General features: G+C 60.3%; 17 protein-coding genes and 3 pseudogenes. 14 read left to right on the top strand and 6 right to left on the bottom strand.

What is annotated here, in order from left to right:
* Window positions 1-221 precede the first annotated feature (221 nt).
* Entirely contained in the window at window positions 222-698 is a 477-nt protein-coding gene (locus tag NKJ12_RS26965; RefSeq protein WP_352706209.1) for a hypothetical protein, read from the bottom strand.
* Between the two features lie 176 nt (window positions 699-874).
* Between NKJ12_RS26965 and NKJ12_RS26970 the strand changes: the two genes are divergently transcribed.
* The 4 genes and pseudogenes from NKJ12_RS26970 (at window position 875) to NKJ12_RS26980 (ending at window position 3,387) form a co-directional block, all read left to right on the top strand.
* A complete protein-coding gene (locus NKJ12_RS26970) occupies window positions 875-1,213 on the top strand; it encodes a hypothetical protein (protein ID WP_352706211.1) in 339 nt (112 codons plus the stop codon).
* 1,071 nt (window positions 1,214-2,284) lie between these two features.
* Window positions 2,285-2,438, top strand: a pseudogene (locus NKJ12_RS26975) (diguanylate cyclase); the annotation flags it as partial.
* A 143-nt stretch (window positions 2,439-2,581) separates the two neighbouring features.
* Window positions 2,582-2,794 carry a hypothetical protein gene (locus tag NKJ12_RS32320; protein WP_502895030.1) on the top strand — a complete coding sequence of 71 codons (213 nt, stop codon included), beginning with the start codon at window positions 2,582-2,584 and terminating at the stop codon, window positions 2,792-2,794.
* Window positions 2,795-3,102: 308 nt separating this feature from the next.
* The gene (locus NKJ12_RS26980; protein ID WP_023680323.1) at window positions 3,103-3,387 is read left to right on the top strand and encodes a DUF982 domain-containing protein; all 285 of its coding nucleotides are present in this window, start codon (window positions 3,103-3,105) and stop codon (window positions 3,385-3,387) included.
* 839 nt (window positions 3,388-4,226) lie between these two features.
* On the opposite strand, the gene NKJ12_RS26985 is transcribed toward NKJ12_RS26980, so the two are convergent.
* Entirely contained in the window at window positions 4,227-4,511 is a 285-nt protein-coding gene (locus NKJ12_RS26985; RefSeq protein ID WP_352706269.1) for an alpha/beta fold hydrolase, read from the bottom strand.
* Window positions 4,512-4,536: 25 nt separating this feature from the next.
* Window positions 4,537-5,085 (bottom strand): annotated as a pseudogene (locus NKJ12_RS26990) (alpha/beta fold hydrolase); the annotation flags it as partial.
* A gap of 253 nt (window positions 5,086-5,338) precedes the next feature.
* Here NKJ12_RS26990 and NKJ12_RS26995 point away from each other — a divergent pair.
* The 6 genes and pseudogenes from NKJ12_RS26995 to NKJ12_RS27025 all read left to right on the top strand — a co-directional run bounded on the left by NKJ12_RS26995 (window position 5,339) and on the right by NKJ12_RS27025 (window position 9,607).
* Entirely contained in the window at window positions 5,339-6,388 is a 1,050-nt protein-coding gene (locus NKJ12_RS26995; RefSeq protein WP_352706213.1) for a YihY/virulence factor BrkB family protein, read from the top strand.
* Window positions 6,389-6,436: 48 nt separating this feature from the next.
* Window positions 6,437-6,980 (top strand): annotated as a pseudogene (locus tag NKJ12_RS32325) (transposase); the annotation flags it as partial.
* Between the two features lie 237 nt (window positions 6,981-7,217).
* Entirely contained in the window at window positions 7,218-7,565 is a 348-nt protein-coding gene (locus NKJ12_RS27010; RefSeq protein ID WP_352457932.1) for a hypothetical protein, read from the top strand.
* Window positions 7,566-7,569: 4 nt separating this feature from the next.
* Entirely contained in the window at window positions 7,570-7,965 is a 396-nt protein-coding gene (locus NKJ12_RS27015; protein WP_352706221.1) for a phage holin family protein, read from the top strand.
* Entirely contained in the window at window positions 7,962-8,846 is an 885-nt protein-coding gene (locus NKJ12_RS27020; RefSeq protein ID WP_352706224.1) for a hypothetical protein, read from the top strand. The genes NKJ12_RS27015 and NKJ12_RS27020 overlap by 4 nt, the downstream gene beginning before the upstream one ends.
* Window positions 8,843-9,607, top strand: coding sequence for a hypothetical protein (locus NKJ12_RS27025; protein ID WP_352706226.1), 765 nt, complete (start codon window positions 8,843-8,845; stop codon window positions 9,605-9,607). The genes NKJ12_RS27020 and NKJ12_RS27025 overlap by 4 nt, the downstream gene beginning before the upstream one ends.
* A 712-nt stretch (window positions 9,608-10,319) precedes the next feature.
* Here NKJ12_RS27025 and NKJ12_RS27030 read toward each other — a convergent pair.
* Complete coding sequence (locus tag NKJ12_RS27030; RefSeq protein ID WP_352457928.1) at window positions 10,320-10,829, bottom strand: ferritin-like domain-containing protein; 510 nt, start codon at window positions 10,827-10,829, stop codon at window positions 10,320-10,322.
* A 142-nt stretch (window positions 10,830-10,971) separates the two neighbouring features.
* Between NKJ12_RS27030 and NKJ12_RS27035 the strand changes: the two genes are divergently transcribed.
* The 4 genes from NKJ12_RS27035 to NKJ12_RS27050 all read left to right on the top strand — a co-directional run bounded on the left by NKJ12_RS27035 (window position 10,972) and on the right by NKJ12_RS27050 (window position 13,901).
* Window positions 10,972-11,163 (top strand): hypothetical protein, encoded by a 192-nt coding sequence (locus NKJ12_RS27035; RefSeq protein ID WP_352706228.1) that lies wholly within the window; start codon window positions 10,972-10,974, stop codon window positions 11,161-11,163.
* Between the two features lie 320 nt (window positions 11,164-11,483).
* A complete protein-coding gene (locus tag NKJ12_RS27040) occupies window positions 11,484-11,837 on the top strand; it encodes a hypothetical protein (protein WP_352706230.1) in 354 nt (117 codons plus the stop codon).
* A gap of 997 nt (window positions 11,838-12,834) precedes the next feature.
* A complete protein-coding gene (locus NKJ12_RS27045; protein WP_352473695.1) occupies window positions 12,835-13,218 on the top strand; it encodes a hypothetical protein in 384 nt (127 codons plus the stop codon).
* A 395-nt stretch (window positions 13,219-13,613) separates the two neighbouring features.
* Window positions 13,614-13,901 carry a hypothetical protein gene (locus tag NKJ12_RS27050; protein WP_352706232.1) on the top strand — a complete coding sequence of 96 codons (288 nt, stop codon included), beginning with the start codon at window positions 13,614-13,616 and terminating at the stop codon, window positions 13,899-13,901.
* 1,096 nt (window positions 13,902-14,997) lie between these two features.
* Here the strand turns inward: NKJ12_RS27050 and NKJ12_RS27055 are convergent.
* Both NKJ12_RS27055 and NKJ12_RS27060 read right to left on the bottom strand, forming a co-directional pair.
* On the bottom strand, window positions 14,998-15,261 hold the full coding sequence (locus NKJ12_RS27055; protein ID WP_352706234.1) for an SDR family NAD(P)-dependent oxidoreductase: 264 nt from the start codon (window positions 15,259-15,261) through the stop codon (window positions 14,998-15,000).
* Window positions 15,262-15,269: 8 nt separating this feature from the next.
* Window positions 15,270-15,668, bottom strand: a complete 399-nt coding sequence (locus NKJ12_RS27060) for a DUF2231 domain-containing protein (protein ID WP_352706236.1) — start codon at window positions 15,666-15,668, stop codon at window positions 15,270-15,272.
* Window positions 15,669-15,843: the final 175 nt, after the last annotated feature.

The raw sequence follows: 15,843 nt of genomic DNA on the forward strand, positions 1-15,843 counted from the left end.
CGCTCACTTGGCAAGCCCACCCCGCATCCCCCCGCCTGGTGCAAAGCGTTTGATCGGTCCCGCCGTTCTGGCAGTGCGGCGGGACTTTTTTGCGGTCCAGGTGGAGCATCGGCGCGCGGGGAAGGCGCGGTGCACGCAGCACCCTTTTCTCATCCAACGTACGTCGCTGGCGCGCTGAAGGGTCTCAATGACGGTCTGCCGCCGGAACTCAACTAGCTGGACTATTGCTCGACCGGAAGCGGCTCGTGCTGCGGCTCAGCGTGGTGGAAGACCTGTCCAAGATCGCGCGCGTCGAACGTTTGGCCGCAGACTGGGCAGTAGACCAAGTGCTTCGACTCGTCCTCTACCGGCCCGTCATGCGGCCTGCCCTCATAGCCTGTCGCGATGTTGTCGGTTCTAATCCGGGGCAACGACAGTGCCTTTCGTCGTTTTGGCGGCCGATATTTCTCCATTAGCCGGACCTTGTCACGGTCGACCGTGACCAGCGGCCCGAGGTCGATAGTCACGGTGTCCTCGTCGATGCGCGTGACCTCGCCTTTCAGGTCGATTTGCTGGCCTCGGTTCACCTTGGTGTGGTCGATGATGGAATGTGGGAAGTCGTAACCTGGGATCGAGACCCTTACGCGGTCCTCTGTTACCCGCGTCAGAACCCTGGCCGTAATCGCCACCTGGTCACCAATGCCTATTCTCCGAGCCATGCCATGGATTCTGGTGCGGGCAGTGTCTTCTTCAAGAGGCCTCTAATATACGCCGGCCATCCTAAGGCTGACCTACGACCAGAGTTACAAAAGTTGAACTTCACCGGGGAACACTCCTTCTGTCTGCCTGTTCAATTTGCCAGGCGCATCCCGCGCATTCAGACAGGAGAAAGAAGATGAAACGCATCCTTTTGGCTTCGGCCGTGCTGGCGGTGTCGGCCGGGCTTTCCTTTGCCCAGACGACGAGCGGAACTTCGAGCGGAACCTCGACCAACACAACCATGCCCAGCACGACGGATCAGGGCACCGGCACGACGAGCAGCGGGACCAACATGTCCGGCGATCAGGGCACCGACACGACCACCACCAGCGGCACCACAAATCCGAACTCGGCCAGAGACTGCGCGCCCGGCCAGCAGACTGGCAGCGCTCAGCAGGCGGCGCCAGGTCAGCAGGACACGACAGCCAAGACCGCCGCGCCGGGCCAGGTGAAAAAGACCGACGAAGGTTGCTGATTGGCACATCGGCTCGGGTTGGGAATCACCAGCGTGTGGCTGGCTGATCTCCCCCGACCACCGCCTGAACTCAACTCGGCTGGCGAGCAAGTTCCCGCCAGCTCAACGTTCTGATGCTGAAAATACTGGACCAGATCTATGCGGTCTCACCGTTAGCGCCAGCGAAGCGACGACACCGGGGCGGGACAGGCGGGGCCGCTACAGCTCCAGGCTTGTCTTCCCGGTGCGCACGGCGTCGACGACTTCGCGCATCGAGTCGAGGACGAGCTGCCGACGATCCGCATGCGGATCAGCAACTCAGGGTCGATCGAGGGACGGCCGACCGGGCAGGCCGCACCCTAATACCCAAGCGGAAAGGCCACGCCCACGCCTGGACACGGCCAGTGTATATCGGCGGGCTGCTTGCCAATGAGCTCTAGTGATGTCGAGCGCCCGCTGCGCCGATATGAGCGTGGAGGCCACGAACAGGCGTATCAAAGGTCTGGCCTGATCGCGCCGGCTGATGATGCGCATAAAGGCCTGGGGGCCAGGCATCAGCGGCTCGGCCGTCGCCACGATCTCGGCCTGCCGCCACTTGTAGAAGGGCGCCAGATACTGGCGGATGGCCTTTTAGCGTAGCGTCATGCTGGAGCGCCAACGGATCGGGATCGATGCCGTCAAAGGCGACAAGACCAAGTACCCAGGACGGAAGCCAGCAGCGATGGGGAAGCGCGACAAGATCGTGAAGTTGGATGCCGAGGGCATGACCAGAACAGCGATAGCCAAAGGAACTGGGGGTCAGTGAGCGGAGCGTTTATCCGGCGCTTCAGGGGACCGGTGAGCGCCTATAGGTGACCACTAGGACTACGAGGCGAATTAGGCCCCACCAGACTATGAAACGCTCCTCTCCTAAGCTGACCCGCGCTCTTCCGTATCTTGACCCTCAGCTTCAGACGCCTGTCGAGGAAGTGTTCGACGCTGGCCATCACCCGTGCGCCCGCACGCTCGCTGCGAACATAGAGGGCAGTCGTCGGCGTAGCGAACGAAGCAGTGCTTGCGTCGCTCCAGTTCCTTGGCGAGTTCGTCCAGCATTCCGACTTTGAAACATGGCTGATTTCCACACAGTCGCGGCGGGGCAAGACCGGCTTTTAAGCGGTTGAGACGGATCATGGATGGTCGCTGGCTCTGGATGACGGAAACGGATCAAAACGACGGCTGGATGCTCTGCATAGCCAACGAGATCACAATCTGCGGCTTCGGAAGCGAGGCTAGTCTCCATGAGGTCAGGGCACGCCGCCGCTTCCGGTCTGCCAGTCTGGCGCATGTGTCAACAGTTCCGAGCCGAAGCACTGCACCGCCCTCCCAGCCAAAGAAAGTTGGCTCGCCCGACTGGCAGAAGAAGGCCTCGATGCTTCGCGCCTTCGCGGGGCCGTCAGCCAGACCATCGCCGGTGAGCCGCCGAAGGAACGTGGCATCCTTGCCGCGCTGCGCCGATCCCGCTGCCGGAGCCGATCTCCAGGTCAAGATCTGATGCGACATCTGCTCGATACAAACCGCCTCGGAGCCCCTGCTCTAAAGGACGGCCCAACGAAACGACCATAATCTTTTCATCTCCTCCCTCACAGCCGTCGAATTCGTCGCGGTGTGCTTGAGAAGCCGTCGGGCAAGCGGCGTGACGAGCTCGAAAAATAGTTCGCGGCGTCGGACGGTGCACAGATGCTTTTTGCCGGCCGGGTCCTGTTGTACGACGAGAGGATGGTCCGGCTAGGCAAAGTGCCGGGCCCAAGGAGAGCCAGCTCAGCCTCAATCGAATCGGCCAGCGGTTCTTTGAATTCGCGGTAATCCACATTCATGCAACCACTGCCCTTGTCTTCGCGTTTAGCTGCGTTCAATCGTGGGGAGCGACAAGAATGCGGGCCTTCAGTCCAATTACAATCTGCCTCAATCGCAACCTGACGGTGGTCGCGTCCATAGCCGACGCAATGAAGGTGCTTCAGCAACCATGGCCTAGAATGGGAAAGCCGGGGCGGCTCAACGCGATCCGAATGGTCGAGGAGTCCCTCGCCGGGCATTGCAGCCAGCAAGCTGCGCTCGAGGCCTTCAAGGCGGCGGCGGCTGAACAGGGACTCCTTAGAACAAGAGGGACCACCGCAGGTCTGGGGAAAATTGCGCGGATGGTTGAAGATCTGATGTGAGGTCATGCCGGCCTCGCTAACACTGAAGAGCCGCCCCACTTGAAGCCCGAAATACTGCCTTCTCCCGCGGCAGCCGAAACGCCTCAAACGGGCTATTAGCCTGGACGTGAGAAGGCCCTGGCTTCGTCCGGGACAGCCAGGACCCAAGTCGCGGCGGTGGCAACTAATCTGGTGGTGGCCGTCAGATGGTTCAGCCAGGTCGGCACGAGAACCGAAGATAACCGGGACTGTGCCGGCGTCGGCATTCGCAAAGAGGGGCACTCTGCATCGTTCTCGATGGCTAATCAGCAGGAAGGAACGTCTTGGCCTCTTTGGCAGCAGCCTCGAAGGCCTGACGGACCTCCACCGGGGTCAGCCGCCCCTAAAATGCGTCGGCGCAGGACTGGATCGCCAGCTTCCACTTCGGTCCCCTCTTCGGCCACTTCATGTTCCTCGGCGGCTCCCTTGACGTGGCTCACCCCGTAGGTGAGCCCAGGTCGGTTGGCCCTGACGTAGACCGGAGGGGATAACCAGTAAAGTGCCATGAGGGGGAACTTAGGCGGGAAGAGCCCGTTGACCAACCCAGCTGTAGGCGCGGATAGGGGAACGATGTAGGCCCCTCGCGGGTTTAGAGGTTGCAGCGGTCGTTCTTCGGATGTGCAGCCGCTGTGGCGGGGGTCCGTCGCCTTGCTGGCGGCGGGCTCCGCAAAGCGCGGTGTTGGAGACAAGGGAACCTTATACCGCAATCCAACTTAGCTAGTTGTAATGTCCCCTCCTCTTTTGCAGCAGCCAGGAATGCCCTGCAGGCCTCCTCCGGCTCCATCTGACGCTGCCCCCAGTTTCTATCCATTTTTGAGTCCTCAGCCCTCCAGGAACGCCAGAAGCGCCGCATTCACCTCGTTGCTCTCTTCGCGTTGAACCCAATGCGTCCCCTTCTCGAAAGTCTGCAGGCGGCCATCGTCGCAAAGGGCGAGACTGCGCTTGGCCAGCCCGGATTCCAGAGCCTGGTCCCGCATCCCCCAGATTACAAGAGTGGGCGTCGTGATCCGCTCCTTCAGGCTCGGGCGAAAGCGCAGGGCGCGATACCAGTTGAGCATGTTGGTCAGCGCCCCCCGGCCGCTCCCAGGCCTGCCGATATTCTGCAATCTCCTTTTCTTCGAAGGCGCCTGCCCGGCTGGATGTCCTGAGTGCTCGTGCGAGCAAGGCCGAGCGGCGCGCACCCAAAACGGCTTCGGGCAGCAAGGGGATCTGGAAGAAAACCGCGTAGCTGCTCCGCAGAAACTGCGTCGGAGATCGCTGGGCATGGGTAAACAGCACCTCGGGATGGGGCGCATTCAGGATGACGAGCTTGTCCAGGCGATGAGGCAAGTTTGCCCCGGCGGCCCAAGCGACGATGCCGCCCCAGTCATGGCCGACGAGGTGAAACCTTCCGATGCCGAGCGCGTCGGCCAGGGCGACGACATCGCCGAGGAGTTTGGGGAGCGTGTACTCGTGGATGCCCTCGGGCTTGTCGCTGGTGTTGTAGCCCCTCTGGTCGGGAACGATGACCCGATATCCGGCGGAAGCGAGCGTACGGATCTGCCGTCTCCAGCCGATCCAGAAGTCCGGGAACCCGTGCAGGAGCATGACCGGCTTACCCTCGGCAGGCCCGGCCTGAACGACATGAAGCCGAATGCTTCCGGCGTTGACGAACTGATGTTCAGGCGCGAGTGAGATCATGGCTGGCAACGTGGGTGTCGTTAAAGTGATCCAGCGCAATGAGGATTTAGATCAGGCTGCGTCGTCCCGACAACATGCACGCTCAGCCGTCGCATCCTCCGCCAGATGGGCATGGGAGCCGAAGGGCCAAGTGGGGATGGCGCAGGTGTTGGTACAGGCGGCGGATCTTTATTTGTAAGCGCAGGTCTGCACCTGCATCCTTTGGCGCTATTATACGTTTGCCCCGCGAAGAAGATGCTCCGGACCGGCGGCCATGTCGAAGAAAACAACCGAGGACGCTTACGAAGGTCAAGTGCAACTTGAGCGGCGGGCCGAACGGGAGAGCCGCGGACGCAATGCCGAATGGCCGTCAGAGATTCCCAGCCGCGGCTGGAAGGACGTGCTGTGGCGGGTCTTCGCTGAGCTCACCGAGGACCGTGTTATGCTTATCGCGGCCGGGGCCGCATTCTATCTGCTTCTTGCCCTCTTTCCAGCACTTGCCGCCTTCGTGTCCATCTACGGTTTCGTCGCCGATCCTCAGACCATCGCTGAGCACATTGCGTTCCTTGGCGGCGTACTGCCTTCGGGAGGTCTGGATATTATCAGATCTCAGCTTGCGTCCTTGGCCGCTCAGAAGGCTGGCGCGCTCAGCTTCGGCTTCATCTTCGGCCTTGCCGTCGCACTGTGGAGCGCCAGTAACGGCATAAAGACGCTATTCGAAGCCATGAACATCGCCTACGAGGAGAGTGAAAAGCGCGGCTTCATCCACCTGAATCTCCTGGCCTTGGGCTTCACACTTGGCGCCATCCTCATTGGTATCGGCTTTATCATCTCGGTGGGGATTGTGCCGGCCATGCTTGTGCTGCTGAACCTCGGCGGCTGGACCGAAGCCCTTGTGCGGATCTTTCGGTGGCCGATGATGCTGATCATGGTGGGCGTCGGGATCACGCTGATTTACCGCTACGGACCCAGCCGGGAAAGGGCAAAGTGGCAATGGGCGACATGGGGCGCCTTCCTCGCCGCTGTGGTCTGGATCGCAGTCTCGATAGGCTTCTCCTATTATCTTGAAAACTTCGCCAACTACAACGCCACGTATGGAGCTCTTGGGGCAGTCATCGGCTTAATGATGTGGACTTGGATTTCTGTGATTATCCTGGTTGTAGGTGCGGAGCTGAATTCCGAGATGGAGCATCAGACAGCGATGGACACCACCACAGGTGCGCAGCAGCCGATGGGTGCGCGAGGTGCCACGGTCGCCGACACACTGGGCGGACCGGCCGATGCCGCCGACCAGCAGTCGCGTTTGGACGAGCGCAACGCGTAGCGCGCAGATCAATTTGCACGCCATCGTCAAGCGGCTGCAGCCGAGCGTGAGCAACGGCTCAAGGCGCTGGTCGCCCGGCTTGCCCAGGTGACTGGCGATCTCACCATCCAGAAGCAACGCAAAAGCATCGTCGCCGATGCCGAAACCTCGCCAGCCTCGACGAGGTTCATTGTTCTGCTCAAGCATCAGAGCCGCCGACTTGAAGGGCGAGATCGCTCGCTACTCGACGACGATCCGCTGTGGGCCTGTCTCGATCAGGTCTTCGGTTCGGTCAAGGGCCCCGCGTACTCCTGATGGCCGAGTTGTCCGAGATTGACACCTTTCCAATAAGGCCATCGCCAAACTCGTGGGCTTGGCGCCGATCGCCAATGACAGCGGCAGACGCAGCGGTCGAAGACCGGTGCGCGGCGGCCGTAAAGGTCCGCGCTCCATCCTTTTCCTCATCGCGCTCACCGTCGCCAGATATGATCCCCCCGCGCCTTCAGACAGGAAAGGAAAGATGACTATTCGCATTGCGCCCGCCCGCAAGCTACCCATCATTCCCAATGCAAAAGCACGCGATGCGCGCCACGAGTTCGCAAACGCAACTTGACACCCCAGATAGTCACTCATTGGGAACCAACGTGCCTTACCTCCGTTTGCTCCTCGAATGGAGGAAACCATGAACAACCGGAATTCTGAACGGCGTCCCCCGACTGCGGTAAGAGCTGGTGACGGTACCTCGGAAGACATAGGAGCGACCGTAAGCGGCACGTTATCCAAAGCGTCCGACATAGCGCAAGGGGCAGCGGAAACCGCCAAACGGGCGGCCGTTGGTGGCGCGTCCACCGTGACCAATCAGGTGAAGGAGATGTTGGACCGTCAGGTCGGCAGCGGCGCCGAGGTGATGGGCCAACTGGCGAGTTCGACCAAGCGTGCGGCCGAGGACCTCGACGCAAACGCACCGATAGTCGCTGGGGTCGTGCGCACCTTCGCGAATAGGCTTGATGGATACGCAGACGACCTGCGAGACAGGTCCGTCGATCAGCTGGTTCTTGCAGCGTCCGATTTGGCGAGGCGCAAGCCGGGTTTGGTGTTTGGGCTGGCCGCCGTAGCGGGCTTTTTGACGTTCCGCACACTGAAGAGCGCGCCTCCCGCACCAGAGTCCAACAAGGGAAGGCGGCAGGGAGCGAACTGATCTGATGGCACAGGAACAACTGAAGAATTCGCCTCTCCCTCAAGCGCTGTCGGCAGTGTTGGCGGACGTCGCGGACCTCTTTCAAAAAGAGTTGCGCCTGGCGCATGCGGAGCTGTCCGCCAACGTCTCAACGAAGCTCCAAGCAGGTGTGTGGATGTCTGCTGCTGGCGGGCTGGGAGTGGTCGCCGCTCTGCTTCTAGTGCAAGCCCTCGTACTTGGAATAGCCAGCTTAGGGATGGCCCTGCACTGGTCGTGTCTGATCGTCGCGGCCGCAACGGCCCTCGCCGCTGGTTTCGCCTACTATCGGGGCCGCGCTGATGCGCAAAAAGAACTTCTGCCGACACACTCCATAAGCCAAATAAAGCAGGATATTGCGACAACCAAGGAGCAATTAACATGAGCCGCAATTCACAGGTCCAGGATTTTGGAACGAAAGAATGGCTTCTCAGCTCCGCTAGGAACAATCCCGAAGGCCTTCTGCTCGTCGCAGCAGGGTGCGCGCTGCTAATGCGCAGCCGCAGTTCAAGTGCCGGGCATCGCGAGCAATCCCGTGCAACCGACGGGCGCCAAAATGCTCCGCACGTACGCACCGCCAGCGGCGGGGCGTCCAAAGCGCAGGAAGAGGCTAGCGAGACAGCAGAGGCCATGCGCGACAATTTAGCCGGCATTGGGGAGAAGGTGAGTGAAACCGCAAGTCAGTACGCATCATCCGCCGCGTCATACGCAGAACAGGCCGGTCGCTCCGTATCCGAGAAGTCAGGGCGCGTGGTGCAGCAAGCCCAATCAACGTTGCAAGACACGATTGGCCGCATGGTGGAAGAACAGCCATTGGCTTTTGTTCTGGCCGGCTTCGCAGCTGGTGCCGCTATAGCTGCTGCTTTGCCGGCCAGCGATGTCGAGAGGCGCACGCTCGGCCCAGCAGGAGAGCGATTGACGGATGCTGCTGAAAAAGCTGGGGAACGCTTGAAGTCCTCGACAGCAAAGGCGGGCGAACGGCTCAAAAGCGCCGCCGAGGAACATGGGCTGAATTCGGACGGCCTGAAGGAGGTCGCAAGGGACGTTGCGGGCGCCTTTGGAAGCGCCTTGTCAGAAGAGCAATCAAGTGAACCCGTGCAGCCGCCTTCGCCAAGCCCAAGTGGATCGAGCGGTTCATCCACTCCGGCCGCCAAGCTGCAACCGGGCAGCGCCACCCCTTCGGAAGGAATAACGGCCAAATCGCAGCGGTCGGGCAACGCTCGGTCGAGCAAACCTGCCCGCCCCGGTGGCAAGAGAGATTTATGATGGCCGATCCGCAACTTGAGCATCTTGAATACGAAGTTGAGGCTGCCCGGGCTAAGCTCGCCGAGGACTTGTCGACACTTCGGTCGCCAAACACGCTCTCCGAATTTACCGATGATTTGAAACACGAAGCGCTTGAGGCAAAGGATGCGCTGGTGGAGAAAGCAAGAGCCTCAATGCAATCGGTGGCGCAGGCGATTATTGACGATCTCAAGGCCAAGGCGGCTGCCAATCCGAGCGCTGCTTTGGCGATTGGGGCCGGTTTGGGGTGGCGTTTCCTCCGCCATCCGCCGATCGCAACTGCACTCGTCGGAGCGGGATTGATCAGCTTGTTGCGGACCAATTCAGCCCGGCCACCCAGCGAGCAGCAGGTTGATCACCTATCGTACGCCAAGGAGCGCCTGAAGGAGCAATCTAGCGATTTGGCGGAAAGCGTCAGTGATTTCGCTCTTGAAACGGCTGGCAAAATAAAACGCGAAGCTGCCGAGTTGACCGGCGTGGCCAAGGAAACTGTTAAAGAGAAGACAGAACGTCTGGCTGCGGGTATCCGCCATAGCGGCGTTGGGCCGCACCAGGGCGAGACTGTCGCAAAAGCATCCGCACCCTTCGATGAAGCTTCGTTAGCTGTTCAAGACGCATCGGGCAATGAGCATACCGAGGACAAACTCCTTCTGGCGGCGGCGGGTTTGGCAGTCGCCGCGGCTGTCGGCTTTGCCTATCAACGACGTCTGAATGAGCAGATGGACACCGACCGAACTGGATGAGCGTAGACAGAGGTCATTGCAGAGAAACAGTCGTCCTGAAGGCAAAGTATGATGCCGCGCTCACATTTATCGAGTCCCGACGAGTTCAGCCATCGGATTGCATATTCTGGAACCACGGACGGCGCGATGACGATGCGCACGGCGGAGAAGATCGGACAAAGCGGTCAACCCCTTCGAGCATGATGATCGTCGGCCGGTCGGTCACGGCCTTCAGCGAAACCGCCAGCGACCGGCTGAAGCGGAATTCACCCCGAAAACCGTGCAAGTGCTGCCGACCCCATAACGTGAGCGCAACGGCGCGCTCTGTCCGCTGTCAGGACGAACTTTCTTCGATCCGGCTTGGCGCTGCCGGTGCCCGCGCACGCACTGCTCAGTGATCAGGGACGAGTGTTCTCGGGCATTCCGCTATCGCGACCTCGTTTCGAACGTTTTAACACGCCCCCTCAAGCTTGATCTCGCCGAGCGCTGCGCTAGCCCTTCCGATCTTGGCTAGTGCCAATGCGTATTCGACCAGGCTTGCGCAGACGAACGCTTCAACTCTCTAAGAAGTGACGACGCCGCAATATTAGCATCGCTCGTCGTTGCAATTTCTCGAAATGCGCAGCTCGACGACCGCCTGCTAGGCGTGTTCGTTGCCCAGCGTTCACGAAGGGGGACGCGCTAGCGGACGAATCCCGATCACCCAGTTCACGGTCACTACGTTCCTACCCGATCACCGCTTGGCGCTGTCGCTGTCCGCTTCGGCCCGCGCAAGGAACTGCTCGGTCGTCGAGGGAAGACGGGTTTTCAGCCAATCCGCCATCGCGACTTCCTCTCGCAGATTCTCTTCGCAAACCCGAAGAGCCTCCGTTTCGCCGAGCGATCGAGCAGCGGCAATCAGGATCGTGTAGGAGGCGATTTCCATGTGCTCGAACGTGTAGCTCGCGAGCGATCCTTTCATCACCTCGTCTCCAGCGAAGACGCCGCTCAGCGATTGCGCCATCGCCGTCAGCTTACCGCCAGCGTCCTTCATCGTGGATGAACCCTCGTCCATCTGATCGAGACAAGTCTTCAGCCGGGCAGCCTGCTGCTTCGTCTCGTCGAGGTGCTGTCGGATCCGGTCGCTCAGCTCGGGATAGTTCTCGATGCGACCCAACTGCCCGTTCAACATCGTTTCGGCCTGCTCTTCCATGGCATGGGCATCTCTAAGCCATTGGACAAACCATTCGCGGCTTTCTGACATCTCGAATCTCCTTTGCGATCTAAGGAAACTTTCAGAAGAGGACATTGTTCCGGAGTAGAGCCCGCCGAACGGGCCTTGACCGTCGCAGAGATCAGCGTCGTGGCGGGTCTCAATTCACCTCGCGAAAATGCTGCAGCGATGCGTGGAAAAGGCCAAGATCGCGGAAGATCGGCGCAAGGAAAACGGCCCGTGGACGCTCGTCGCTGCGCCGCTCCATCACAAAGTCCAACTGGCACTGGCCGCTTCCTGGCCATCCGACGCGGCGACATACGGCGACATATTGAAGGTCCCGCATGGCATACTGCGACCGCTGCATGTCGTTCCTGGCAAGTAAGAACGGCAAGCAGATGAAGCTACCAGCGCTCGGCGAAGCTGAAGTGGATTCTCGACGAGGCGCTGATCGCGGCCGCTGGCGCTCCGCATTGAGCCTTGTGCCTCACCGCGCCACCGCAGTCACAAGGAACGCGACGGCCTCTCCGCTCATTGATTGCTTTTCGACTCGAGCCGCCGTCATGAGGTTCTAATATACGCCGGCCATCCTAAGGCTGAGCTACGACCAGAGTTACAAAAGTTGAACTTCATCGGGGAACACTCCTTCTGTCTGCCTGTTCAATTTGCCAGGCGCATCCGGCGCATTCAGACAGGAGAAAGAAGATGAAACGCATCCTTTTGGCTTCGGCCGTGCTGGCGGTGTCGGCCGGGCTTTCCTTTGCCCAGACGACCAGCGGAACTTCGAGCGGAACCTCGACGAGCGGAACCTCGACCACGACGACCATGCCCAGCACGACGGATCAGGGCACCGGCACGACGAGCAGCGGGACCAACATGTCCGGCGATCAAGGCACCGACACGACGACCACCAGCGGCACCACAAATCCGAACTCGGCCAGAGACTGCGCGCCCGGCCAGCAGACTGGCAGCGCTCAGCAGGCGGCGCCAGGTCAGCAGGACACGGCAGCCAACACCGCCGCGCCAGGCCAGGTCAAAAAGACCGACCAAGGTTGCTGATTGGCACATCGGCAAAGGTTGGAATCACCAGCGTGTGGCTGGCCAGTCTCCCCCGACCACCGCCTGAACTCAACTCGGCTGGCGAGCAAGTTGCCGCCAGCCGAGCATCAGTTGAGGAACCTTTGCGCTTGCTTGTGCTTTCAGTGGGCACGCCTGGCTTCTGTTTGCTTTCGGTCAGATAGATATCCGCCTGCTCGCGCATCTTGCCTGAAGGGAGCTGCGGCCGCGCTCAGAGGAGAGCCGCGCTGTATTGCCGATAGCGCTAGAGCGAAGAAGCCCTACGGCACCGGCAGTTGGACTGACACCAAGTTGGCTCCGAGAGCGCTGGGAACAGCCTGGCACGGCACGTTGCTCAGTTTGGACCTTCGCAAAGGATGCATGGAATGGCGAAAGACGTTTCTCGCGAGGAAGAGCAACGCGGCACCGGAAAGGTCCTCATCTGGGGCGCCGCGATCGCCCTTGTTCTCTTTGTTGCCCTGCTGGCCATATTCGTTCTGGGGTAGTCCTGACTGCTGCAGCAGGATCTAACTTGGGTGCACGACGTTCTGAGCCTAGAGAGCTGCAGAGCCTACTTGGATCTTGAGCACCGTGGGGTTGAATGCAAGCTCCCGTGTGGTGCAACTGACTGCTAGGCTTTCGCGGTTTGGTGTCCTCTTCGGTTTAGATGCCGCGGGCCGACGTCACAGCAAGTGCGGCCTTCAGGCGCTGCTCCCGAAGTCGCGGTCTTTGCGTCTCGTGCCGCACGCTCAATGTCGGTCAATCCTCGTGCAGCATCCGAGGCGCGCTCGTCTCTGGCTTGTCTTTCTTTCTCGGTAGGCAACTTCCTACACTCCGATGTGCCAGCACAGTCGGCTGTCGGCACCCAACCATGGTCGCCATATCGTATTCCACGCCAAACAGAAAAAACCCGCCTCGACTGCCGCTGAGCGCGCGCATCCCCGCCTCTGGAACGCTTCAAATACTTTGCCGTTGTTAAAGGCACCTGCAGGAGCCAGGCATGAGAGTATTCCAACGAATTTTGCCGCTCGCCGTGTTCGCGTTGCAACTCTTTGCCGTGCAGTCATTTGCTCAGACCGAGCAGCAAGATCTTCCGGGGCAAGGCGCATCATCGACAACCGAAGATGCCGAGGATGTCGGCGTCGACGTTTCGCTTGGCAGGCACGAAGTGAAACAGCAGATCGCACGGGAGCTTGGAATCTCTGAGGTGGAAGTGCCTCTGGCAGTTCATGTGCCTATCGAGCTCGCCAAGCGGGTCTGCGAGAAAGAGGTATTCGACGCACGCGCCAATGTGAACCGAAGCTGCACCGCGACGAAATACATCCCGGAAATTGCCGAAGCAGCACGAAATCGTCCGCAAACCTCTGCCGTTCCGGAGCAATAGGCGAAGACGAATACTATGGGATAAAGAAGGGGTGCTTGGCTACTCTGGGCGATCGACAAAGCGCCGCCCCGAAAGTGTGGAGCGCTTGCGCGTAAGTTTTCAGGCAGCGTCGATACCGCTTGGCTTCCCCAGAGGATGAATCAGTTTGGGGCCGTATGCTTCGACAAAAGGCGCACACCAGATTGCGAAGGCAACCTTCGACCGGTAGAGGCGGACACTGCTTGTTAGCAGCATCTTGAAGATCGCCAAACTGACGAGCTTCTCTGGTCAGCATAGTAGCTTTTTGAGACTCCCGGCCCTTTTAGGTATACTTTCCCCTGACTGTCGGCAATTGTTAGGGCGTCGTCAGCTGTGAGCGACCATCGCGCTTCCGCCCCGATCGGGAGACAGCGCAGATGGAAACCTCGTTCAAGAACGAACTGTTGCGGCGCCTGAGCGCGCCGGATCTGACATTGCTGCAGCCTCACCTCGAAGGCCGTCACTTGGGACTGACGACGCACCTGGAGCAGGCCTCGGTCCCGATTGACACCGTCGATTTCTTCGAGAGCGGTCTCGGGTCAATGGTGGCGAAGCTTCGGGCTGAGGTCGAGGCCGAGGTTGGCCTTATTGGCTTTGACGGTATGACCGGATCAGCCCTGGTCGTGGGTGAGGACCGGTCCCCGCACGATTGCTTGTTCAATTGAAGGCTGAAGCTATTGCTATAGACGCGCGTTGGCGGATCGTTCTTATGGGCAGCCCGAGGCGGAATACATCCGACTGATCGGGACGCCCCGTTGCTCATGATGTCACCCGTGCTGCCCTCTCTCCCGTCGCTGACCACATTCGGGAGGTGGCGATTGGCACCTGTCAGGACGTTCTGGCAAGGGTTGTCCAACGGTATGAAACCGCAGTGTCGATTCAGGACAGGATCGTTGAACATTGCAAGGAGGTCGGATTAACACTGCAAGCAGATGAAGCTTTTTTGCAGGCCTTGTGGTTGTCGCTGGCGAAGGCCAGGACGGCCTTGGAGCGTGAGGTCCCCCCAGCACCGCTGCATGCGCACCTGGCCGGCCGCTCTAGTCCTGGACAATTGCCGACCTCGTCGCTGGTCAGCATGCCAGAATGTCGATGCCGGAAGCCATGAGGACCCCGATTGAATGTTCTCATTCGTTTGTGATCGGGGGTGCAAGGCAATCCGGCTCCAGCGCATGTTGGCCTCAGGAACAAACCGCGGTCGCATCCGTTCAGCATCGCGAAGGACGAGACGGCTGTCCACGGCCTTTCCGGTACTGCAAAGGAGACATGACGTGCTCGGTCCGCAGAGGGGGTTTTCGAAGACCATCTAAGGCTTCGCGCCGCTGGCGACATCGAGGAGGATCTTAGGCGCAACTATGCTGTGGACGTGGTCCCCTTGACCGCGAATTCGAATTTAGAGGCCATGATGCCGTCCGCCTGTCGTCCAAACGCCTGCGCGAGCAGCTGCCTCAAGGTGAGTTCAACTACATCGCAAAACAGGTCCGCGGCCCCTATACACTGCTGATCTGGTCGGCAACTTCGTCCAGGTTCGACGCCATTGAGGGCGCCGACAGTTCCGTCATTCAGGACGGCAAGATTGTCTTCCAGTCCATTCACTACAGGTTGCACCCCAAGGGGGCTGGGGAAGCCGGCGGGCTCTTCCACTCACCGCATCCGACTGGTCACAAGCTTTGTTCAGTACCGGCGCCATCCACCAGAAACGTCCTGATCACACATGCGGCGGGATTTCCTCGAAGCGGCCGAAAAGCAGGACTGCGGCGCAATTCACCCACACGTCGATCCTGCCGAAACGCGACACGGCAAAGCTGCGCATTCTCCACGGGCCGCATCGTCCGCCATATCGGTGGCAAAGGTCAGCGCCTCACCGCCCAAGCCGGCGCACTCCTTGGCGACCTTGTCGAGTGCGTCCGCGTTTCTTGAGACCAGCACTAGCCGTGCGCCTTTGCGCGCCAAACCCAGAGCAGTCGCTCTGCCGATGCCGCTCGAGGCGCCGGCGACCACGACGACGGCTCCCCGCAGTTCGGCCATTCGTCAACCTATCGGGATAATTCCGGGCGGGAGTTGAGATCCTCACCCTCTTCGGGATGGACGCCTACCCTGTGTTCGTAGACAAGCGTTCCGCCTTTCCAGCCGGTGTAGACGAGCAGCAGAACGACAATCGTTGATAGCGCCAGGCCCCAGGGCAAGGCGCCCTCGGCGGCACCGGCGCTTAGGCGCAGCATGAAGCTGGCCAGCGCCAGCACCACGGCCACGACATTGCCGACCATATGGTGCCACGCTGCATTGATGGACCGCACCCTTGAATTTCCAAGAAAATCGGTAAAGCCGGCCAGCGCCGCGGCAGCGCTCATCAACAGGACAAAGCCGGGCAACCAGAAGGATGCTTCGGCCCAGAATGCATTTCCGGTGGACCAGATGCCGCCGACGCCGTGCAAAACCGCCGGCCCTACTTGTTCTTTTTGAGGAGACGAGCTTCCCTCAGGATTGAGCCGCGATCGAAGCCGACCAGCGACATTATCTCGCGTATGTGGTGTCGGATACGCCTGACTCTCGCGCGAGCTCGCTGACGATTTCAGATTTCGGGCCGAGCCGCCCTTGTTCTTCCGCCAT

Source organism: Mesorhizobium sp. M0195, assembly GCF_040322115.1.
In the GTDB taxonomy this organism is placed as follows: domain Bacteria; phylum Pseudomonadota; class Alphaproteobacteria; order Rhizobiales; family Rhizobiaceae; genus Mesorhizobium.

What these genes read in the sequence shown, in the direction of transcription:
- NKJ12_RS27050 (WP_352706232.1), top strand. Translation starts at nt 13,614, where the DNA reads ATGGAAACCTCGTTCAAGAACGAACTGTTGCGGCGCCTGAGCGCGCCG.
- NKJ12_RS27040 (WP_352706230.1), top strand. Translation starts at nt 11,484, where the DNA reads ATGAAACGCATCCTTTTGGCTTCGGCCGTGCTGGCGGTGTCGGCCGGG.
- NKJ12_RS27020 (WP_352706224.1), top strand. Translation starts at nt 7,962, where the DNA reads ATGAGCCGCAATTCACAGGTCCAGGATTTTGGAACGAAAGAATGGCTT.
- NKJ12_RS27030 (WP_352457928.1), bottom strand. Translation starts at nt 10,829, where the DNA reads ATGTCAGAAAGCCGCGAATGGTTTGTCCAATGGCTTAGAGATGCCCAT.
- NKJ12_RS26965 (WP_352706209.1), bottom strand. Translation starts at nt 698, where the DNA reads ATGGCTCGGAGAATAGGCATTGGTGACCAGGTGGCGATTACGGCCAGG.
- NKJ12_RS26970 (WP_352706211.1), top strand. Translation starts at nt 875, where the DNA reads ATGAAACGCATCCTTTTGGCTTCGGCCGTGCTGGCGGTGTCGGCCGGG.
- NKJ12_RS27045 (WP_352473695.1), top strand. Translation starts at nt 12,835, where the DNA reads ATGAGAGTATTCCAACGAATTTTGCCGCTCGCCGTGTTCGCGTTGCAA.
- NKJ12_RS26980 (WP_023680323.1), top strand. Translation starts at nt 3,103, where the DNA reads ATGCGGGCCTTCAGTCCAATTACAATCTGCCTCAATCGCAACCTGACG.
- NKJ12_RS27055 (WP_352706234.1), bottom strand. Translation starts at nt 15,261, where the DNA reads ATGGCCGAACTGCGGGGAGCCGTCGTCGTGGTCGCCGGCGCCTCGAGC.
- NKJ12_RS27025 (WP_352706226.1), top strand. Translation starts at nt 8,843, where the DNA reads ATGATGGCCGATCCGCAACTTGAGCATCTTGAATACGAAGTTGAGGCT.
- NKJ12_RS27015 (WP_352706221.1), top strand. Translation starts at nt 7,570, where the DNA reads ATGGCACAGGAACAACTGAAGAATTCGCCTCTCCCTCAAGCGCTGTCG.
- NKJ12_RS26995 (WP_352706213.1), top strand. Translation starts at nt 5,339, where the DNA reads ATGTCGAAGAAAACAACCGAGGACGCTTACGAAGGTCAAGTGCAACTT.